Genomic DNA, 21,592 nt, shown 5'->3' with positions numbered 1-21,592 from the left:
ATATTGCAGTAATAATGCAATCTATGTTTTTAACGGAAGTGTTTTTATAAGTTGGTTTCTTGTATCTGCTTCTGCATTATGGATAGCACTTATAAAGATGGCAAGTTCTACGGCTTTCATCTTTACCTGACCCAAATTAATATTGAGTTCTTGTGCTCCCAGCGCTTCGTTCCACTTTACAACATTTTTTCTAAAAGCATTTTTGGTACGCGAAGGTTTGAATTCTTCATCAATAACCAAACATACGAACTCTTGCCCACTAATACTTATCGGATATGCATCTTGAATAAGTTCCCAATTGATGAATTCGTTATGGGCAGTTCGATCAAAAATTCCAATTTTATTGATGATAATCTGGGGTCTTCGATCTAAAAGATTAAAAATACCTACAGGATATCCCAAACCGAAAAAACCAATACCTAACCAACTAATCCATTTAGGCGAGTCGGTAGTTAGCAACCAAATTCCTAAACCAACAAATATGGAGCACAAAAGTACTAGTTTGATGGCTTTCCAGGGAGATTTATAAATTTTGATTTCGTTCATTCAATCAGTGGTTGTATCCACTTATAAATGTAATAAATAAAACTTAGGCTATACCTGTTTTACTTTCTTTCGTTTCTCTTTATAAAAAGATTTATCGGCTACATATATAACCTTTCTAACTTCACAAAAGGTTTTGGAGGTCTCTTTATTGGTTAATAATGTAATTTTTTCAATTTCTATTTCCTTTTCTTGAGCTACTCTTGCTTTAATTTCTTCTAACTCCTCAGGTGTATATATAAACTCGGCATACAAATGCTCTTTGGCAGGTCTTTTAAAAAAAACCTGAGCAGATTTATCCCAAACTACATAATCATCGCCAATAAGGTTGATCAACTGTACCATCGGAATAGGGTCAACTGCAGAAAACATACTCCCTCCAAAAATAGAATTTACATAGTTACGGTTTTTATAACTTATCCTTAGTTTTATTTTTACCTTAAGGATATCTTTTGAAACTTCAATAATTCTACCAGTACTTCTTCGGTACATTGGCGATAAATTAAAACCGTACTTAAAGAGAATATCCTTTCCTAGGTACTTTGTACCTATTTCGGCTATTTTTTGATAAATAGACATATACTTAGTTTTCTTACTTCGTCAGGCTGCAAAGCTATAGATTATAAATGAAGAAAAGTAATACTATTATTTTGAACAAAGACATCTAGAACTTTTATATAGATTCTCTTATGATTTATATTATTGGTTATCTGAATGGTCTGTAAGGTTGTAAAAGAGAAAACCCCTGAACCGTCTACCAATTCAGGGATCTATAAAAAACATTGCTTATAGTTTACTTAACTAATGTAGTACCAAGTTGTTCCTCTCAATTCTACACGCCTCCAGCGGCTCTGACTACTATCGTAATACCACCATTGGTTATTCCAACGATATACGCGTACCCCATGGATAGTGTAATAATTCCCGTTTTCATATTCTTCACCACCACCATTGGCAGGATACATTTTATTAATCCCTTCTAGGTCGCTAGAGGATAACCCATTACGCTGAGTACTATATCCGCTTCCGTCTTTTCTGGTAATCGTACGTTGTCCGTTTTTAGAAAAAGCTTTCGAACTATACATCATTATAGATCCAAAATCGAGACTATTGGTATATTCGTCTCCGTCTCGTCCTCTTTGCACGTACGTTTGAAAATTATGCTCTTTGCCCGATTGTATATTTTGCCATTGTATAGTAATCCAGTTCTCGCGATCTGCTCGGCTTTGCTCATGCCACAATCCAACCGCATGGCCAATTTCATGAATAGTGCTTCCAGTTGAACACCCATCTGCTAGATTAATATTTTGACGCCCCCCTATCATACCTACACTAGAAGAACATCCAGATCCTTTTCTAAATCGAATGTAATTGTTTTGATTTGTTCGTTGTACAAATCTTAAAGCAGTATTAGCTTCCCAGTGGGCAATTGCATCGGTAACCCTATATTGTTTAGGCAGACCGCTATCTATGGTATAATATACCGTATTATTTGGCCAGCGACCTCCAGTTCTACCTACACTTTTGGTAGATGAGGCTTCTCCCGGTTCAAAAACAACCTTTTCAGCTGTTTTTAATAACATGTCTTTTGTGAAAATAATATCTCCTTCAAAGATATATTCTCCATTAATTTCTTCAATAGCAAGTTTTTCCCCAGCATGATACATTTCGGTGACTTTACCTGTTTCTTCAGGATACGCCATTTCTACTGTATCATTTTTTAATGTATCTGTAGCGATTACATCATCAAATTTTTCATTGGTACATGCGGCTATCATTAGCCCCATGAGTAATGACTGTGTGATTGTCTTTTTCATGACTGTAGTTACGTTTGAGTTTGTGTTTGGTTTATAGAATTAGGTTGGCACTTTATAAAAAGTACTTACTGTTTATAACTATAAAATAAATACCTGCAAACCTATGGTTGCGACATTATCTAGAATTTGCAGGCATTCTTTTAGTATTCGGTTTTTTTTGAACAACTAAGTCCAGATCATTTCTTATTTAATAATAATTTTCTGCGATGTAAAGCCTCCATTATAACCTTCCAAAACGCATATATAAATTCCTGAAGGTAAACTTTTCGAATCAAAGGAATGTTTATGTTTACCAGATAATTTAGGTTCATTCTCAAACACTGTCAACATTACTTGATTTGACAAATTACGAATGGTCATAGTCAATTTCCTTGTAACATCTACTTGGAAATGTATAGTAGAAATTCTTCCTCTTGAACCTAATATACTTGTGATTTTAAGTGATTCTTTTGAGCTAGTATTAATACAGTCACCAATGTTCTTCCAAACATCCCATTGACCAGAATTCTCTTCGGGATTGTCTCCTTTGGTCCACCATTTTGCTTGATATTCTACTCCATTATAGGTTACAGTGTCTCCACCCACATAGATATAGGAAGAAGACCAAGTTGGTATACCATTGCAACCATGATCACCTCCTGTACAATTCCCTGTTGAAGTATAGTTCGTCTGTTCACAAATCACTGTAAAATTATCAATTGTAGTTCCTGAGGTATCCTTGGCTTGCCACTCACTACCTACTATGGCTTCTGTAGTATAAGTGTCTCCCGCGCTTGCTGAACCTTGTACAATATCATTCTGAAAATACTGCAGATCACAATTTGTAGTGTTGGTAAAAGTAATTCCTACGGTATCCCCCGTATTACAACTACCCTGGCCATCAACCAGTATATCACTTACAGCGTAAAATGCTTCATGACTTTCGTTATAATCTCTCTGCCAAACACTAACCAGAGCAGCTCTTTTACCTACATATGAATCTGGAATAAAAGATCTAATGGTCGTGAAAGATGCAGCTGGGCTTTGACCAACATGACCAATCTCGAGCAGTTCATTCCAAAGTAAGGGTTTTGTGGGATCCCAATTTAGAGGAGTAATATACACCTTATAATATTGTGTTTTATGAGGGGCTGTGTTTTCCCATTTTACATCGATGTATCCATGATTAACTCTTGTAGCAGGCCAAGCAGTAGTTAAAGCATCAAGACAGCTAAAATCAATCCCACTACCATTACCTCCACTAGCAATTTGACCATCTGGAACATAATCTTGATGTCTCCCAAAATTGGTATCTGGTTGTAAAACACCCATCCAATTATAAATTGCATTGCCGCAAGGCTGACAAACATCTGTAGAGGGATTGGTATAACAATTATAAATTCGACTTGGAGGCCAAATTACAGTGCCATGTGAAAACACATATTGAGAAAGACTCATAAGGAACAATAGAAACAAGAAAAAACTGATTCTTTTCATGACTTCATAAATTTTAGATTAGACATAATGAGTAGGGGTTATTAAGGATAGGAAATCTTAAAAACGAAATCAAACCTAAGGTGTAATTCTATACACCCTAGGCATGTATTAATTCTGAAGTAAAGTCTACAGCAGTAATTTTTATTGCTTTACAAAACGTATGGTTTTATTTGTTTTGAAATCTTTTATTATATATAATCCAGGTTTTAGATGTTGCACATCTAATATTGTTCTACCGTCTCTTACTTTTGTTTCGGTTTCCTGAATAATATTTCCATTCATATTATAAATTCCGATATGAGATTGAGGTGATAAACCGATTACATTTAAAACCTTTGTTGTAGGTATAGGAAATGCTATAAAACCTTCATTACTAATACTTACATCGTTTTTACTAGCTTTTATACTATTTGAAGTAGCACTAATTTTTAACCAGTTGATATTCCAGCCACCAACAAGGGCTTTAATTGCTATTTGTTGTACTCCAGACTCCAGATTTACAGTATGTTGAATAGTACTCCAATTTTGCCATCCTCCGGTATTGGGTACAGTCATATTTCCATAAACCAGGGCTCCTCCTCCTTTTTCCAGTTGAAGCGTACCTCCTATATTTGGGCTGGCCACTCTATATTCTACCAAGTAACTTCCTCCTGTTGGAATATCTACATCCCAAACTAGCCAATCATCAGCATCTATATAACCTACATTTAGACCTCCTTCAGAACAAGGCTCAGTTTGTACACCTGACTCTGCTACAAAATCTTCTGCTTCAATCATAATAGACTGAGATGAGCTTACTTTAGAAATCCCTAAAGAACTTATTTCATCATTAAAATTGTCATCAACCAGACAAGTATCATCTGCGGTTTTAATCAAAGAACGTCCCGTAAAGTTGTCATCTTGATACAGCGTTACTTCGTATCCGTTTTGTACCCTTATTGAAGAAATATCATCGTTTGTAATTCCTTTTTCCTGAAGTTGACCAAGTGTATAACTCCCTTCGGAAAGCGAAACAGAAGATCCACTATAATTACAATGTTGAAAAAGTGTTACCACTCCTAAATCGGGTGATGTAGATCCAAAAAAACCACCAATCGTAATTTTTATATTTGTGGGGTTTGGAGTGTGAACTGTAGCCGACTGATCAAATACATCATCATATGCAAAAGTGTATGTCTGACTGTCTTGACTAATATCTGATCTATGAAAAAACTTGGAGTACCAATTATAAGGCCATGTCTGATAATATTTTGAAGTATCTCCAAAATCCTGATACACTCCCGAAGGCACATTAAGATCTATTGCATGTCTTGTGATGGCAGCCACAAATTGTGCTTGAACTACCAAATCCCATCTATCACCAGAGGCCAATACCCCACTTCCTTCCATAGCTTCAAGTGTTGTAGGTTTACCCGGTATTCTGGCTATTTGCCCATCACCATCTCTGGTAAACACAAATTCATTCCCGTTCACTCTTCCACGCCATACTCCAGCTTGACCCGAATTAAATACCAATTCATCGGTTCTGTACTTACTCCATATAGCATCTATATAAGACTGAAAAAAATTGGTAGGAAAGGTGGTAGTCTTAGTTGGAAAATGTATGATTCCTTCAGATACATCTACTAAACTTTGAAATTCTGAAGGTGCCGCAGATTGCCATTCCGATAAGATATCCTGATGTGTTTTCAGTTCTCCTACTCTTTTGTAAAAATTATTACCTCCCCAAACTTCAAGTCCCATAGGGTATTGATATGAATCTACTCGTGTTGTATTACACCAAAGTCCAAAATCATTAAAGGTTAACTCTATAAGTTCATATTTGATCCCTTGATTAGGATCAGTTGGATTAGACAAGTTAGGTGCTGCGTAACCACTTGGATCACCAGAGTGGCCAAAGAAGTACAAATACAATTGACTTCCGAAAGAAAGCATCATTCTACAACCTGCTATCTTAGGAATATTAATTGTCTTATTAGGAATATCACTAAGTTTTCTAAAACAGTTGGCATACAGTGCGTTATTACCAGGACCTTGATTTCCACCAATCACAGGACCTGGAACAGTATTATCTGAAACACTCATTTGATTTACCTGACCAGTTACCGGATCCACCCAAACATGTCCGTCTGTAATCCCTACAATAGCTATATACACTTGATCGTCGGGAAAATCTGAATTATTTTCTACTTCATAAGGTAATGTTTGTGAAACTAAGCCGTATTGGCACATCACCATGAATATGACAATAGAATATTTAATATACCTTTTATATATTGAGTTTGTGTTAGTCTTCATTTTTGCTTTTTATTTATTCTTTGGAAAAACGGGTAGTTTTACCAGTCTTAAAATCTTTAATAACATATAATCCAGATTTTAGTTCTTGTACATCTAAAATCGTTGCTCCATCTTTCCCCTTTGTATCTGTCTCACGAATAAGTTTTCCATCGATAGAATATATTCCTAAAGAAGATTTGAGGCTGGTTCCTTGTATGGTTAAAACATCTTTGGCAGGAACTGGAAAAACAATAAGATCATCGCTCTTGGAAACCGTCTCCCTTATCATAGATTTTATCCCGTTTGAGGTACTGCTAATTTTTAGCCAGTTAATATTCCAGCCTCCGGCAGGTGCTTTGATTGCAATTTCTTGTGCCCCTCCATCTAAATTAACTGCATGTGATATCGAAGTCCAGTTTTGCCATCCTCCGGTATTGGGAATGGTTAATGAACCATAGACTGGGATGCCACCGGCTTTTTCAAGCTGAAGTACGCCTCCATTATTTGGACTTGCAACACGGTATTCGATTAAATAACTCCCTGCATTAGGTATGTTTACATTCCATACCAACCAATCGTTGGTATCTATCCAACCGACATTAAGTCCGCCTTCAGAGCAGGCTTCGGTTTGCGTTCCTGATTGAACAATATAGTCTTCTGCTTCAATCTGTGTTAACCATGAAGATTGTACCCCAGACACAATAGCAGAACTCATAATATCGTTAAACCCATCATTTACCAAACAAGTATCATCACTAGTTTTCACTATTGAAGCTCCAGTAAAATTATCATGCTCATATAACCTGATTTGAAAATCTTCTTGTACTTTTAAAGAAGAAATATCGTTATCTACAAGCCCTAAAGATTGTAATTGACTCATCGTATAACTCCCTTCCTGTAGCGCTACAGAATACCCGTCAAAATCGCAATGCTGAAATAAACTTACTGGTCCTGAAGAAGTTCCAGTTTTTTGATAAATGCGAACATAATCCACTAACATACGTGCAGGAAATGCGGTATTATCGATATTGAAACCGGGCCAGTTTCCTCCTATAGCCATATTGAGAAGAATGAAAAAGTTATTATGAAATTCAGAGGTGCCATTTACTCCGTTTTCAATGCTAGCTTCATGATACAGATTTCCATCTACAAACCATTTAATTGCCAATTCATCCCATTCTATGGTATATGTATGAAAATTGGTAACAGAGTTCACTGATGTTGATCCGGTATAACTTGCATATGCATTGTTATGATCCTGCCAATGAATGGTACCGTGCGTTTGTGCTTCAGTATTCACATGCTCCATAATATCTATTTCTCCACATGCAGGCCAACCAATAGTTGAAATGTTATCACCTAACATCCAAAATGCTGGCCATGATCCAAGAAATGCAGGAACCGAAATTCGAGCTTCTACCTTACCATATTTCCAGGATTTCTTTCCCTGGGTTTTCATTCTTGATGATGTGTAATTATACCCACCTATACTCTCTCTTCTAGCTGTAATAACCAAATGACCATTTTCTACCGTAGCATTCTCTCTTCGGTAATACTGCAGTTCGTTATTACCCCATCCTGAATTTCCGTTGCCAGTTTCGAACACCCAATCGGGACTAATTCCATTCGTAAATTCATCCTGCCAGACCAAAGTCCAGTTCTGAGCCATTGTTAAATGACTGCAAATACTAATTAGAAAAAATAGCAGAATTTGTATTTTAATTATTTTCATAATCGTTGGGTTTTAAAAGTTATTACCACTATTCCTTAATCAACTTTCCTTTGTATTCCTTGCCGTTTACCCTTGTAGTATAGAAATACATTCCTTGTTCTAACCGCTCCAAATCCAGAGTAATAGATTTGGTTGATTTTTCTGTTTTTAAACCCATTTCTTTGTACACCTGACTCCCATGGATATTATATATGATAACTTCAAAATCGGTTATAGGTGTTTTCTGAATGATATGTAGATATTTTGTAACCGGATTAGGAAACAAAGCAAGAGTAACCTCATCTATTATTTTTACTGAATTGGCTGGAGAACTTTTATCATCAAGCCCATCAAGATAGTCTCTTACCTCATTTGAAAAGTTTTTATTTTCAAATGCATCCCAATTAATCGACCAACTCATTACCCCCCTTAAACCCGGATAGGTTTGAGCAAGATTATATTGGCCACCAAATGATTCTCCTTTAATTAAATAATCTAATGCTGTAATCACTCCTTGTGCACCTGTATGCCCATTACCTGCGTTAACTGTAGCTGGTACGCCAATAAGGATTTGATCTGGTCGTAATGCTGGAAAAAACTTATTCTGATCTCTGGTAATAGGAAAACCTTTAAGTAACATATCTACCAAGGACACATAAAAATCTGAATTCCCCATACCATAAAATTGATCATCCAAAGCTGTAATTGACCCTGAGTTGTAATACTGCACTTGTAGAAAAGTAAGTTTATCTCGTAGTGCATGAATTAAAGGTAAATAGGCTCCTGCTCTTCTATCGGCTCCGGCAGAAATACCTCCATAAAAAGAATATCCCAACTGCACGAAAAACGTTTCTGGAGCCATAGTTAGAATAAAATCGTTCCCAAAATGATTACATACATCTCTTACGGCATCGATGGTATTTACAATTACAGGGGTAGTTGGATTTTCGAAATCGGTATCACCAAGATTAAAAGAAAGTGATTGACCTTCGAAATCGATATCCATACCATCGAATCCATATTCCTCAATAATCGAAATCATCGAAGAAATAAATTTATCTCTTGCAGATGTTGTATTCAATTGTACTTGTCCCTCTGCACCGCCAATAGAAATAATCACTTTCTTACCTTGACTTTGTAGAAACTTAATGTCAGACTTAAATTCACTCACATCATAATTAATAGTTCCAAATTCAGGGTCCAGCTTAAACTCAATTTCTCCATCGGTAGGTGATACTTTAGATACAGCAAAAGAAACATTAATCACATCCCAATTGGGAGACACATCTCGTAATTTTATTAATCCAGATCCATTTTGAAAATTATGCCAATACCCATTCAAAATTCTTGCAGGAAGATCTGTAGTTGGCGGTGGAGTAACTGATCCTACCGAAATTGTAATCGGGGAAGATGTGGTTGTTGCATTATCGTCATCTGTGGCCAGAGCTGATAAAGTATAGTTTCCGTTAGAAACATTACCCCAATTAAAACTATAAGGAGCAACGGTATCTTCCCCTATTTTTACACCATTACTCAAAAATTCTACTTTGGTAATAGTACCATCAGTATCTGAGGCAGAAGTCGTAATCGTAATTGTGCTTCCATTTGAAAACGATTGGCCATTAATGGGTTGTGTAATTACAACCGAAGGAGATTCATTTCCATCTGGAGGATTTCCTCCGTCGCACTCCCCTATTAACACCCAAGCATCTTGCCAATATGTCCCTTCTCCCGGAGCATAAGCCCAAGCAGCTCCATTACACCATCCTGAAAATGGATAAGGTTTACATTCATAAGTACTACCATTATTTTGAACAATACTACCTGCTTGGTAACCTCCATTTTCTTCATATTGCGGTTCACTGCAACCAGTGCCTCCTGAGTCACTATTTACAGAAATAGATATCGTTTCAGAAGTGGCGCTTATATTATTATTATCAATTGCCGTTGCAGAAATTGAATGATTTCCTGAAGTTGAAACCCATGTAATCTCATAAGGAGCAGAAGTATCTTCTCCAATTTTATTTCCATCAACAAAAAATGAAACAAGGTCTACACTACCATCGGTATCAGAGGCATTTGCCGAAATGGCTATCATCTGTCCTTCGGTGTAGCTAGCTCCTTGTTGTGGAGCCGTAAGGGTTACAGAAGGAGGAATATTGTCGGAAGTAGTTTCATTTTTAAAGGTCATACGATGTAAGTTAAAATCATTACTATCCATAACCACTCGAATTACTTGCTCCCCTGCATTAAGAGTAATATTTGCAGAAACCGTTTGCCAGATTTGCCATCCACCTGTATTTGGAACCACTAAAGCTCCACTAACATCTTGATTATTTACTTCAAGATGAAATTGTCTACCCTCGGTTATTGCTGCTACTCTAGCTTCAAACGTATAGTTTCTTGCCTCCTGAACATTGACTGTGTATTCTAACCATTCCCCATCACTAATCCAACCAACATTATAACCACCTTCTGAACACGGTTCGATATCTACCTCATCAGTACGATATGAATTTCCTTGATTTGCAGAAGTAAGATCATTATACGCTATTGTAGATCCTCCTAAATCATAGTTTTCTGCTTCAATTATTCCTGGAATGGTGGCTGGAGTTCCCAGATATGGAGACTGAGTATCTCCTGTACCTCCTCCCGGGAAATTATCTGCTGGAAATTTAATTTTATCTCTTATCCAACTTCCAGCCTCTTTTAATCTGTTTATATTCCACGGCCCTCCAGAACATGTACCAGGTTGCCAGGCAGCTCCAGATCTTGTATCATCAGAATAATTCCAACTGGTCCAGCTTATTTTTTTTTCCCTCATTAAATCAATAAAACGTTGGGTCATTACAAAATCATTTGGTCCATCTCCTGTAAATTCCTGACTACCAAATTCTGTGACAAAAACTGGTAATTGACTTGAAGCCTGATCCAAAGTAGTTAAATAAGCATCTTGGTGACTTTTAGCATAAAAGTGAAATGTGTACATTACATTCTCAAACTGCAACGGGTTGTTTATCACGTCTTGTAGATTTCCCTCTCCAGATACTCCAAAAGTTGCCCAACCTTGAGTTCCTACCAAAACTACAGCATCATTATCAATTCCTCTAATTACAGGAATAATTTGGTCTGCATAAGTTTTAATACGATTCCAGTTTACACCGGTTCCATTGGGTTCGTTACATACGTCATAAATAATATTGTTGTTGTTTTTATGAAGATTTGCAATATCTGTAAAGAATCGTTTTGCATTTTCAAGATTTGCATTAGGATCACCGGGAGTAAGCTGATGCCAGTCTACAAGCGCGTACATTCCCCTTTCTGTAGCTTCGTCAATTAATCGGGTTACTTGATTTGTAAATCCTGTCGGGTCTGTTTCGTAGCCGCCTTCTTGAACATATAGTGAAATACGAAGAATATCAGCTTCCCAATCATAGGCCAATGCGTCTAGAGAAGATTCTGTTAAACAATCTCCCCACCCATACCATTGTATGCCATGGGTACTCATTCCTCTTAGTTGTATGGGTTGGTTATACTGATTACAAAGTTGTGTCCCGCATACTTTTAGCTGACCATTTTGGGCTACAGGGGTATTCTGTGCTAAGGTAGTAGAACTAAAGAGTATGCTGAACACAAAAGGTATCAAAACAACATATTTGGCTAATGTATTTTGTATTTTCATGAGTTAGGTTTTAAGTTAGAATGATCCTCGAAAAAGAGGTAAAAAAATACCCGATAAGATATTAAGGTCTTATCGGGTAATTATTTGTAAATGCTTAACGTTTAATAAGCTTACCTGTAGTATTTCCTTTGGAAGTTGAAATCGTATAGAAATAAAGACCTTCTTCTAAGGTGCTCACATCAAAAGTGGTAAGATTACTTCCTTTCTGAAGTTTGGCATCCTTATATTGCAGCACCAGAATACCTGTGGCATTAAATATTTTTAGATCAAGTGTTGGGTTTAATCCTTTGTTTTTAACACTCACATTTATAACATCTCCGTTCACAGGATTTGGTGACAGCGTTACTTCTTCGATACTTTGGGTTTGCACAAGGCTAGCCCTAGTATCCAAACCATCAAGATATGCTCGATGAGGATTTGAAAATCCAAATCCAGATACAATATCCCAATTGATCGACCATGTCATTAATCCTCTAAAATTAGGATAACCCGATGGATTTCTAAGCGTATATCGCCCACCAAAAGATTGTCCTTTGATGATATAATCTAAGGCCTTATGTACCTCTGATGGTTCGGTATATCCACTACCCGCCGCCGATGGGTTTGCAGGCAATCCTATTGCCACCTGATCTTGGCGAAGTGCTGGGAACTGCTGTCCTCCGGCTACCGGAAATCCCTGTAGTAACATATCTGCCATCGCCACTTGGAAATCGGCGTTTCCAGAACCATAACACAATCCATCAAGCCCTAGCATACATCCAGTATTATAATGCTGTACATGAATATAATCCATCTCATTTCGAAGTGCATAAATAATAGGTAAATAAGCTCCACTAGGTCCTCCGTAGCCGCTAAATCCACCTTGCACAAATAAGGTTTCCGGAGCCATCGATAATACAAAATCTGAACTGTACTGTCCTAAAATCGCTCTACACGCATTAATCAAATTCACAATTTTAGGTGAAGTAGGATTCATAAAGTCTGTATCTCCTGCTGCCAAGGAAACAGAACTACCTTCAAAATCAATATCCATCCCATCGAAACCATACTCATTTATAATACTAGTCATAGAACTACTAAAAGCTTGAGCATCTGCAGGACTATCAACATCGACTGCACCAGTTGCGCCTCCCATAGAAATTAATACTTTCTTGCCTCGGCTCTGCAATAGCGCCACATCATTTTTAAATTCCTGAACACTACTGTATATCGCAGGATCTGGTGTAAAGGTCATTGTAGCACCATTTGGAACCGTGGGTATCGCAAATGAAACATTAATTACATCCCATTTATCTGATATATCTCTAAGTTTAGGAATAGATGAATTATTATCAAAATTGTGCCAGTACCCCACCAAAATTCTTTTTGGTAAATCTCCTCCAGGATTTGGTGGGTTTGTAGATCCTACAGAAATAGGTACTGCTGATGAAGTTCCTGTGGCATTATCATTATCGGTTGCAATTGTTGTTAAACTATAATTCCCTGTATTTACATTATTCCAGGTATAACTATACGGGCTACTATTATCTTCACCTATTTTGGTTCCATTACTAAAGAATTCAACTTTTGTTATAGTACCGTCACTATCTGTTGCCGAAGCATTAATGGTAATTGTACTACCAGCTGTAAACGTCTGTCCAGAACCAGGTTGAGTAATGGTAGTTGTAGGCACTTCATTTCCTGGAGGGTTACCACCACTACATTCTCCTACCAAAGTCCATGCATCTTCCCAATATGTTCCTTCGCCAGGGGCATATGCCCATGCTGCTCCATTACACCAACCGGAGAAAGGATGTGGTTTACATTCATAAAGGTTTCCATTATTTTGTACTACACTACCTGCAACATATCCTCCGTTTTCAACATATTGAGGGTCATTGCACGAACCTCCTGTGTCTGCTTGTACAGAAATAGTAATACCAGTTGAAGTAGTTGACGCTCCTTCATTATCTATAGCTTTAGCAGATATGGTGTGATTTCCTGCTATTGCTGTCCAACTTGCAGTATAGGGAGCTGATGTATCTTCGGCTATCATAGTACCATCTACAAAAAATTCTACTTTGTTTACTGTACCATCTGTATCTGTTGCCGAAGCCGTTATAGCAATACTGTTACCCACTTCGAAAGAATCTCCCCCTTGAGGCGAAGTAACCGAAACTTGAGGAGCACTATTATCTGGTGTGCATGGATTTCCGATAACAGAATTAATAGCCGCCAGAAGAGATGTATTAGGATCGGTAGTATCATGAGATAGTTCCCACATCATAACTCCACCTGCCCGATCCAGTGCCATTTGTGTCTTTGCTTTGATCGTAGGAACCCCGTTATAGTTGTTTCCTTGAAAAGAATCACTATTTGGGCTAGCTCCTTGTGCTAATAATGATGCATAACTTTGCGCTTGTGGACGACTATAAAATGGAACACCAAGTATAGCTTTTTCTTTAGGTAATCCTCTTCCTAGCCAATAATTTAATCCACCTTCGGCTTGAGCCATTGTAGAATGCTCAGGACCATCATAAGCCATGATATTTAAGAAATCTACATCATCAAACACTCCATTTGATACTCCATCGGCATTCCATCCCGAAACCACCACTGCTGCGGTTAGCAATTTACCTCTACTATGCAGGGCTTGTCCTAGTTCCTGCATTAGTAATTCAAAATTTTGGGGCTCATTACCTTCACGAGGGTATTCCCAATCCATATCTACCCCGTCTAAGTTATATTGATTAACAAAATTAACTAGATTATTCACGAATGCAGTTCTTGTAGAAGTATTTGCTGCCAATTGTGTAAATGGAGCATCATTACCATCCATCCATCCTCCCACAGCAATCAACACTTTTACGCCTTGAGCATGACCAAGTGAGACAATTTGTTGCATTTTGGAGGCATTTTCTAATGGCCTTAAGCTACCATCGCTATTTGGCAAAAGAAAAGAATAATTAATATGTGTCAATTTATCATATTGAATAGCATTTGCATCACCTTGCCAGCTCGGCATGTATCCAACAACTTTGAATCCGCTTGTGTCGCATCCTCCATCAGAATTTACAGTAATAGCTATTGATGCTGATGTTGTTGAGGCATTAGAATCATCCGTTGCTTTAACCGAAATCGTATGATTTCCTACAGTACTAGTCCAGTTAGCCAAATATGGAGCAGTAGTATCTTCTCCAATTTTACTTCCATCAACAAAGAATTCTACTTTAGTTATGTTTCCATCTGCATCTGAAGCATTTGCATTTATGATTACTACACTTCCAGCTACAAATGATTGCCCAGCTACTGGCGAAGTAATTGTTACTTCAGGAGCACTTTGTCCATCTCCGCACGGACCTATCAATTTCCATACATTTTCTTTATTGGTAACCGGGTCATTATTTTGTGTCCACCATTTGGCTTCATATTCATTTCCCTGATATGAAACTCGGTCTCCACCTGTGTATACCTGCCCATCTACATAAGCTGGCACCGAACACGAATTTCCCCCTGTAACCGAAACAGAAACATTGTCGACACCTGTACCGTTTCTATTATCTGTTGCCACTACCCTAACTGTATGAGTTCCGGCCGTAGCATTATTCCATGTATAATTATAAGGACTACTAGTATCTTCTCCTAAAAGAACGTTACCGTCATAGAATTCTACTTTACTTATTGTACCATCCTCATCTGTAGCGTTTGCAGAAATTGTAATTACTTCTCCTGTAGAGAAAGAAGCTCCCTCCTGAGGGGTTGTAATAGATACCTGTGGTAATTGATTTTCAACATCTATATCGCCAACAATTATTGCAACTGAAGATGTTGCGCTCGCACCTTCGTTATCATATACTTTAGCTACCAGAGTATATGGTCCTAAAGGTGCATCTTGCCAAGTATAAGAATATGGAGCTGTAGAATCTTCGCCCAGAAACGTTGTTCCTGCATAAAACTCCACTTTGGTGATCGTTCCATCACTATCATTTGCATTGGCTTCTATAGTTACATTATCACCAGCATTATACTCGGTATTGTTGGTAGGAGAGGTAATCGTTACTGTTGGTGTAATATTTCCTCCACCCGTTGCAAATATTTCATTTACCTTATTAACTAAAGGGGATTTTACATTTGACCATCTTTTCAATTTGTTTCCAAAAGATTGAGCAGTTCCTGATATCTCAAGATCTCCAAAAACAGTCCATACAATGGTTCCTCCTAGATTATTATCATTTATATATTGGGCTTTTAGACCAATAGATTCTTCATCATCATAACTTAAAAAGAAGTTTCCTTTAGTCATGTACGGTACTTTTGCTTGATCATCCCATTGACGTGTCCATCCACTTCCTGTGCCAGTTTTTTGTTTAATAAAAAAGTAATTAGGCGTACCATCATACACATCTAAAGGCCAGTTGGTATAATCTGCAGCTGTACTTACAGGACCATCGGGTTGGATGGTCACATTTCTTTTAGTAGTAGGTGCATTGAGTGCAGCATCACCATCAGTAACTACTCCTCTACCATAAAATGGAATTCCCATATTAATCTTGGTAGAAGGAACTCCCAATGACATGAGTTTATTAAATGTTGATTGCCAGTTAAAATCTGGAGCTTCTGCTCCATCATATGGATAAATAGGAGCATTATGCCCAGCAATATTTGACCATCCTCCATTAAAATCGTACGTCATCATATTGAAGTAGTCCATTGTACTAACTAGTTGAGGCCAGTTGAATCCATCTAATTTTGCAGGATCAGCAGACATTGCCGCTGTAATCAGTTTATCGGGACCAATTGCGTTTCTAATTTCTTGAACCAGTGTGGCAAAATTGGCAAAATCGGCATTTGTTCCTGTAAAATTCATTCCTGCATAAGGTCCGGGATATTCCCAATCAAGATCGATCCCATCAAACCCCATATTTATAAGTTTTTTACAATCTTCGATAAAACGAGTTCTTTTTACCGGATCTGCTGCCATTTCAGGAAAATGTTTACACATACTCCATCCACCAATAGACGCCATCACTTTTACCCCATTATCATGCGCAAGTTCTAGTAAACCTTTACCACCACTACCTTCTTTAGGTAAAGGAAGAGGTAGTACACCACTTAACCCCCACTCTGGGTGAGTCCAGGTATTCCCTCCTACTTCAACCTGAAAGCCTAAAGCTTCTGCTCTCTGTTTAACCTCTTCATTAATCCACTGTATTGGTTCTATTTCTCCAAAAAGGATATAAAAATCCCAGCTACTATAGACATCTCCGTACAACAAATCACCGGGTTGTTGCACCTGACCCTCTTGATAAATTTGTTTGTTTCGAAGATCTCCACTGTGCAAGGAACCATCTACAGCTACTCCAAAAAACGAAAAATTAAGAATAGTATATTTTGAATAATCAATATTAAGTTGTGTTAATGCTCCCGCAGAGGGAACACCAGCACTAGCTGCTTTCCAGGCATCCCAATTGGTAATATACCCAATGATTTGCTTATTGTGATTGGATGTTGTAGCACTACCTCCTGTATTTACCTGAGCTAGAGCTAAATTACACACAAAAAGAAATAATGTGATCGTTAAAAATCTGAAATTTCGGATTGGTTTTTTGGGTATCACACCCTCTAACCACCCCTTAAAGTTGATTGGTTTCATGAGTTAAAGATTTGTGTTTGTATTAAGTATTTATAAAAATATTAACAAGCCTGGCTAATGCGTAATTTTTTATACGGAAGGTGTAAATTGATAGCTAAACGACTTTATTTTTATTACTAATAGCATATACATCAAAAACTTAATCAAAGGGTAGAAAAAAGGTAATAAAGTATCAGATCTTAAAGTTCATTCTTTTTTAAATGATCAAATAGTTTAACAAACGTCTCAGATACTGCTATTTCTACATCGGCATGAGGTGCTTTTACATTATTTATCAGCCTATTGAATTCGTTAATATCAACTTTTGATACTCCCTCCTGATCTAAAATTCTAAGAAAGAACGCGGAAATATCGTTAAGTCCAGATGATAATTTTAATATTTCTGATACTAATGGTGTTTTACCTCTAAGTACTAATAATTCTTCATGATTTTCTTTCCACTCAAATAACATCGATTCTATTCCCTTTTGAGATGATTTGGGACTACTTATGAATTCATTTACCAAACTTTCAAATTGATATGCGTCAGGCGAGTCTGTAGTACAGGCATCTGCGAACAATGTAAATGGAGAATATGATTTATACTCTGTCCCTCCTTTGTTGCGACTATATTTTTGTAAAGGTTGGCAAACCTGAGTTAGTTTCATAAGTGCATCAGTATCATATCCATTTGCAATGTTGCGTAATATCACGTTTCGGTTTTTAAGATGTGTAAGCCCCAATTCTTCGAGTCGAAAACTCAAAACCGAAAGACGCTTTCGCATATGATCCAAATCTGTTACTGAAGCTTGGGACCAGAACCTTTCTGCAATTGCAGCCGTTCTTGGCCAAATTCTAGAATCTATGGTTAATGGTGTAACCAATTCACCCCACATTGTTACTTCGCCTCCCAAAATTTTCTTACGTTCATCTTTTGATAGATTAGAAGATTTTGGAAGTGGATCAACCAGATAATGATGAGTTATATCATGCATCCTATCAATATAATAGCCCGTCGACAAAATAGAGTAATGCCCTTTTTTTGCTGCTTTTATAAGGGACTCTCCGGGCTGCAACCCTTCTTCAACTCCTCTCCATGAATGTATCACTGCCGTTGTGGGCATATTCGGTGTCATAATTTCTTCCCATCCGACTAGTTTTTTATTCAGTTTTTGAAGAATTTTCTGTAATCGTAGATTAAAATGAGTTTGCAAATCGTGGTTCGAAGCAAGAGCATTTTTCTTTTTAAAATCCTGTATTTTAGGGTTTTCATCCCAATGTTTACCTTCATTTTCGTCACCACCAATATGCACATACGGATCTGGAAATAATTGTGCAACCTCAGTAAATATATCAGAAAGCAACTCATAGGTCTTTTCGTTAGTTGGGTCTAACGTTGGATCAAATACCCCAGCATATCTTTCTATTGTATAGACTTGATTTTCTTTACTCCCTAACTCCGGATAAGCCGTTAATAGTGCTGAAGCATGACCTGGAACATCTAATTCTGGAATAACTCTGATTCCCCTTTCTCCAGCATACCTAATTATATCTCTAATCTCTTCATGAGTATAATATTGCCCATCAGATCCTAACTCATGTAACTTAGGGTGTGACTTAGATTCCATTCGAAACCCTTGATCATCGGTTAAATGCCAATGAAACACATTCAACTTAACAGCAGCCATTGCATCAAGGTTTCTCTTTATCACATCCAAAGGTTGATAATGTCTGGCTACATCAATCATCAACCCCCTCCATGCAAAACGTGGTGTATCTTCAATGGTTACGGAAGGAAAATAAAAGAAAGAATTATCTGCCGTAGTTAATTGCAACAAAGTTTCTAACCCTCTTAGAGCTCCTATATCGGTTACAGAGTTTATCTGTACCCCTGTATTTGAAATCGTCATTTTGTAGGATTCATCTTCATTCAATTTCAATTCTCCTACGCGATCTATCTTTATCATCAAAGAAGGTGTGTTTTCTGTATTTTGAGGAAAGCCCTCTTCAAAAAACACACCTGTTCTTCCGCTAAGCCGCCTCAAAAAACGAGTAGCGGCATCATACAAGCGATTAGTGGAATTCTCTGATAGGGAGATCGTAAAATCTTCTTTAATAATATACATACCTTGACCAGAAGTAATTTCTTTTGGCCAAGGCATCAAATTATATGAATTATGATTGGTAGATTGTGCTATGATTGATTGTATAAATATTAATAGTAATAGAGTAATACGTATTTTTTTCATTCAGTATAATTAAAAATGATATCTCTTAAATGCTTCTATAGCTTCATATTCTGCAAAACCTAATTCGTGATATTTTAAGGCTGTTTGTTGGTTTCTTTCCTCGGCTCTTACCCAAAATTCTCTGGTATCGTCACCTTGAAACATCACCCCATCTTTTTGAGATTGATGAAAGAATATGGCTTTACGTTTTTTAATTACCTCATCTGGACTAAGAGGTACCGCCATTTCAATATCATGAATATCCCACTCTTGCCAAGCTCCTCTATACAACCAAACCCAACAATCGCTCATAAATTCCTCATGTTTAAGATCTTCTAAAACATCAAAAAGAATATCTAAACAAACCTTATGAGTACCATGAGGATCTGCTAAATCTCCGGCAGCATATATCTGGTGCGGTTTTATTTTCTTTATAAGTTTTTTAAGAATAGCCTTATCGTCTTCTCCATAAGGTTTCTTTCTTACGGTTCCCGTTTCATAGAAAGGTAGATCGAGAAAATTAACGTAAGCATCTGGAAGGCCAAAAAAACGAGTAGCACCATAAGACTCTCCTCGTCTTATCAAAGCTTTTAAACGCCTTAGTTCTAATGAGTCTATTGCTTTTTCTTGTTTTTTCCTCAATTCTAAGATGATAGCATCTATAGCCTCTTTATCACTTTCTGATGTCATTTTTTTTATCACTTCGGCGTACTTCGTGGCTTCTTCATCTGAAACCGCAATATTTCCCGAAGTTTGATAAGCTACGTGCACCAAATGATCTTGTTCTATTAATCGAAGAAATGTACCTCCCATAGAAATAACATCATCATCGGGATGAGGACTTAGTACTAATACTCTTTTTTTATGCGGTGTATTGCGTTCTGGACGATATGTATCATCTGCATTCGGTTTTCCTCCCGGCCAACCTGTTATGGTATGTTGCAGATGATTAAACATACGTATATTAAGTTCGTATGAAGAGCCCTCTTCAGCCAATAGACCAGACATACCGTGATCATTATAGTCTTTATCTGTAAGTTTCAGAATAGGCTTTTTCACCTCTTGACTCAACCAAACAATAGCTTTATTTCTGATTTTATCATTCCATCTGCAAGGCCCCACTAACCATGGAGTTTTAATTCTTGTTAATTCTTCGGCAGCCTCTTCATCGAGTACAAAAGTTGTATTGTGATGTTTTTGTAGATAGGAAGCTGGCACATCTGCAGTAATATCATCTTCGATAGTTTGTTTTACCACTTCAGCCTTTTTATGCCCCCAGGCCATGATCACTATACGTTTTGCTTTTTTAATAGTACCTATCCCCATGGTAATCGCTTTTTTAGGAACATTTTCGATACCAAAAAAAGCTGGAGCCGCATCTGAACGCGTGAGGTGATCTAAGGTTATACTCCTGGTTACAGAATTATAGTGAGATCCCGGTTCATTAAATCCAATATGCCCTGTTCGTCCTATTCCGAGAAGCTGAAAGTCTAAACCTCCAAATGAGTTAATTTTTAGTTCATAGTCGATGCAGTATTGATGAAGGTTTTCTTGTAACACCGTACCATCAGGAATATGAATGTTATCCGGCAAAATATCTACATGATCAAATAAATGCTCATGCATAAAGTAATAGTAGCTTTGTACATTACCCTTCTCCATAGGATAATACTCATCAAGATTGAAGGTAACCACATTTGCAAAACTTAAGCCTTCTTCCTTATGGAGCCGTACCAATTCTTCATATACTTTGATGGGCGAAGAACCGGTAGCCAGCCCCAAAACACAACATTCTTGTTTTGCTTGTTTTTCTTTTATTAGATTAGCAATCTCCTGAGCTACAATAATTGAGGCATAATCTGAACTTTTGAAAATAACATTATGAATTTTTTCATATCTCGTTTCTTCAAATTTACCAGCTTCACGATAGCTAATATCTTTATAATAAGGACCTGTATGGGTACTGCTTGCAGTATTATACTTTGCGTCTGTATTCATTTTTTAACGTAAGTTATGTTGTTTAATAGCTTATGAAGTAATGAAACTATAACCTAAATACTTCTTAAGAAAAGTTTTTCGACAGATGACATGAAAGCAATCATAAATGACAAGAAAAATCAACCATATGACTGTTAGCCTAATTTAACCTAAGGATGCAAATCTTTTCTTTCTAAAGACACTTCTAATTTGAATAACCAAATACCTAGCCGTAACCTCCATTTTGTTGTATGTCGATAGAAATATGTT

At 37.1% G+C, this 21,592-nt stretch carries 10 protein-coding genes; all 10 read right to left on the bottom strand.

The genetic code is table 11. The features are described 5' to 3' along the window. Nucleotides 1–21: 21 nt before the first annotated feature. Nucleotides 22–546: an STM3941 family protein gene (locus tag M0D21_RS15370; RefSeq protein WP_248331089.1), complete on the bottom strand. Its 525-nt coding sequence runs from the start codon at nt 544–546 to the stop codon at nt 22–24. Between the two features lie 48 nt (nt 547–594). Further along, a complete protein-coding gene (locus M0D21_RS15365) occupies nt 595–1,122 on the bottom strand; it encodes a DUF4442 domain-containing protein (protein WP_248331086.1) in 528 nt (175 codons plus the stop codon). 218 nt (nt 1,123–1,340) lie between these two features. Beyond that, nucleotides 1,341–2,360: a M12 family metallopeptidase gene (locus tag M0D21_RS15360; protein WP_248331084.1), complete on the bottom strand. Its 1,020-nt coding sequence runs from the start codon at nt 2,358–2,360 to the stop codon at nt 1,341–1,343. A 183-nt stretch (nt 2,361–2,543) separates the two neighbouring features. Beyond that, nucleotides 2,544–3,836: a lytic polysaccharide monooxygenase gene (locus tag M0D21_RS15355; RefSeq protein ID WP_248331082.1), complete on the bottom strand. Its 1,293-nt coding sequence runs from the start codon at nt 3,834–3,836 to the stop codon at nt 2,544–2,546. A gap of 141 nt (nt 3,837–3,977) precedes the next feature. After that, nucleotides 3,978–6,134, bottom strand: coding sequence for a beta-1,3-glucanase family protein (locus M0D21_RS15350; protein WP_248331080.1), 2,157 nt, complete (start codon nt 6,132–6,134; stop codon nt 3,978–3,980). A 13-nt stretch (nt 6,135–6,147) separates the two neighbouring features. Continuing rightward, entirely contained in the window at nt 6,148–7,845 is a 1,698-nt protein-coding gene (locus M0D21_RS15345; RefSeq protein ID WP_248331078.1) for a carbohydrate-binding protein, read from the bottom strand. Nucleotides 7,846–7,873: 28 nt separating this feature from the next. Then, complete coding sequence (locus M0D21_RS15340; RefSeq protein ID WP_248331076.1) at nt 7,874–11,506, bottom strand: cellulase family glycosylhydrolase; 3,633 nt, start codon at nt 11,504–11,506, stop codon at nt 7,874–7,876. Between the two features lie 94 nt (nt 11,507–11,600). After that, the gene (locus M0D21_RS15335; protein WP_248331074.1) at nt 11,601–17,138 is read right to left on the bottom strand and encodes a glycosyl hydrolase family 18 protein; all 5,538 of its coding nucleotides are present in this window, start codon (nt 17,136–17,138) and stop codon (nt 11,601–11,603) included. Nucleotides 17,139–17,317: 179 nt separating this feature from the next. Then, nucleotides 17,318–19,366: a beta-N-acetylhexosaminidase gene (locus tag M0D21_RS15330; protein WP_248331072.1), complete on the bottom strand. Its 2,049-nt coding sequence runs from the start codon at nt 19,364–19,366 to the stop codon at nt 17,318–17,320. Nucleotides 19,367–19,375: 9 nt separating this feature from the next. After that, nucleotides 19,376–21,343 carry a glucosamine-6-phosphate deaminase gene (nagB, locus tag M0D21_RS15325; protein WP_248331070.1) on the bottom strand — a complete coding sequence of 656 codons (1,968 nt, stop codon included), beginning with the start codon at nt 21,341–21,343 and terminating at the stop codon, nt 19,376–19,378. Between the last annotated feature and the right edge of the window lie 249 nt (nt 21,344–21,592).

Origin of the sequence: Aquimarina acroporae, assembly GCF_023195925.1 — a bacterium.
GTDB classification, from domain to species: Bacteria; Bacteroidota; Bacteroidia; order Flavobacteriales; family Flavobacteriaceae; genus Aquimarina; species Aquimarina acroporae.
Note: the sequence above shows the minus strand (reverse complement) of the source record. Positions and strands in the feature narration are given on the sequence as shown.

Coding starts and splice junctions, on each gene's coding strand:
- M0D21_RS15340 (WP_248331076.1), bottom strand. CDS start 11,506: ATGAAAATACAAAATACATTAGCCAAATATGTTGTTTTGATACCTTTT.
- M0D21_RS15370 (WP_248331089.1), bottom strand. CDS start 546: ATGAACGAAATCAAAATTTATAAATCTCCCTGGAAAGCCATCAAACTA.
- nagB (WP_248331070.1), bottom strand. CDS start 21,343: ATGAATACAGACGCAAAGTATAATACTGCAAGCAGTACCCATACAGGT.
- M0D21_RS15330 (WP_248331072.1), bottom strand. CDS start 19,366: ATGAAAAAAATACGTATTACTCTATTACTATTAATATTTATACAATCA.
- M0D21_RS15365 (WP_248331086.1), bottom strand. CDS start 1,122: ATGTCTATTTATCAAAAAATAGCCGAAATAGGTACAAAGTACCTAGGA.
- M0D21_RS15335 (WP_248331074.1), bottom strand. CDS start 17,138: ATGAAACCAATCAACTTTAAGGGGTGGTTAGAGGGTGTGATACCCAAA.
- M0D21_RS15355 (WP_248331082.1), bottom strand. CDS start 3,836: ATGAAAAGAATCAGTTTTTTCTTGTTTCTATTGTTCCTTATGAGTCTT.
- M0D21_RS15350 (WP_248331080.1), bottom strand. CDS start 6,134: ATGAAGACTAACACAAACTCAATATATAAAAGGTATATTAAATATTCT.
- M0D21_RS15360 (WP_248331084.1), bottom strand. CDS start 2,360: ATGAAAAAGACAATCACACAGTCATTACTCATGGGGCTAATGATAGCC.
- M0D21_RS15345 (WP_248331078.1), bottom strand. CDS start 7,845: ATGAAAATAATTAAAATACAAATTCTGCTATTTTTTCTAATTAGTATT.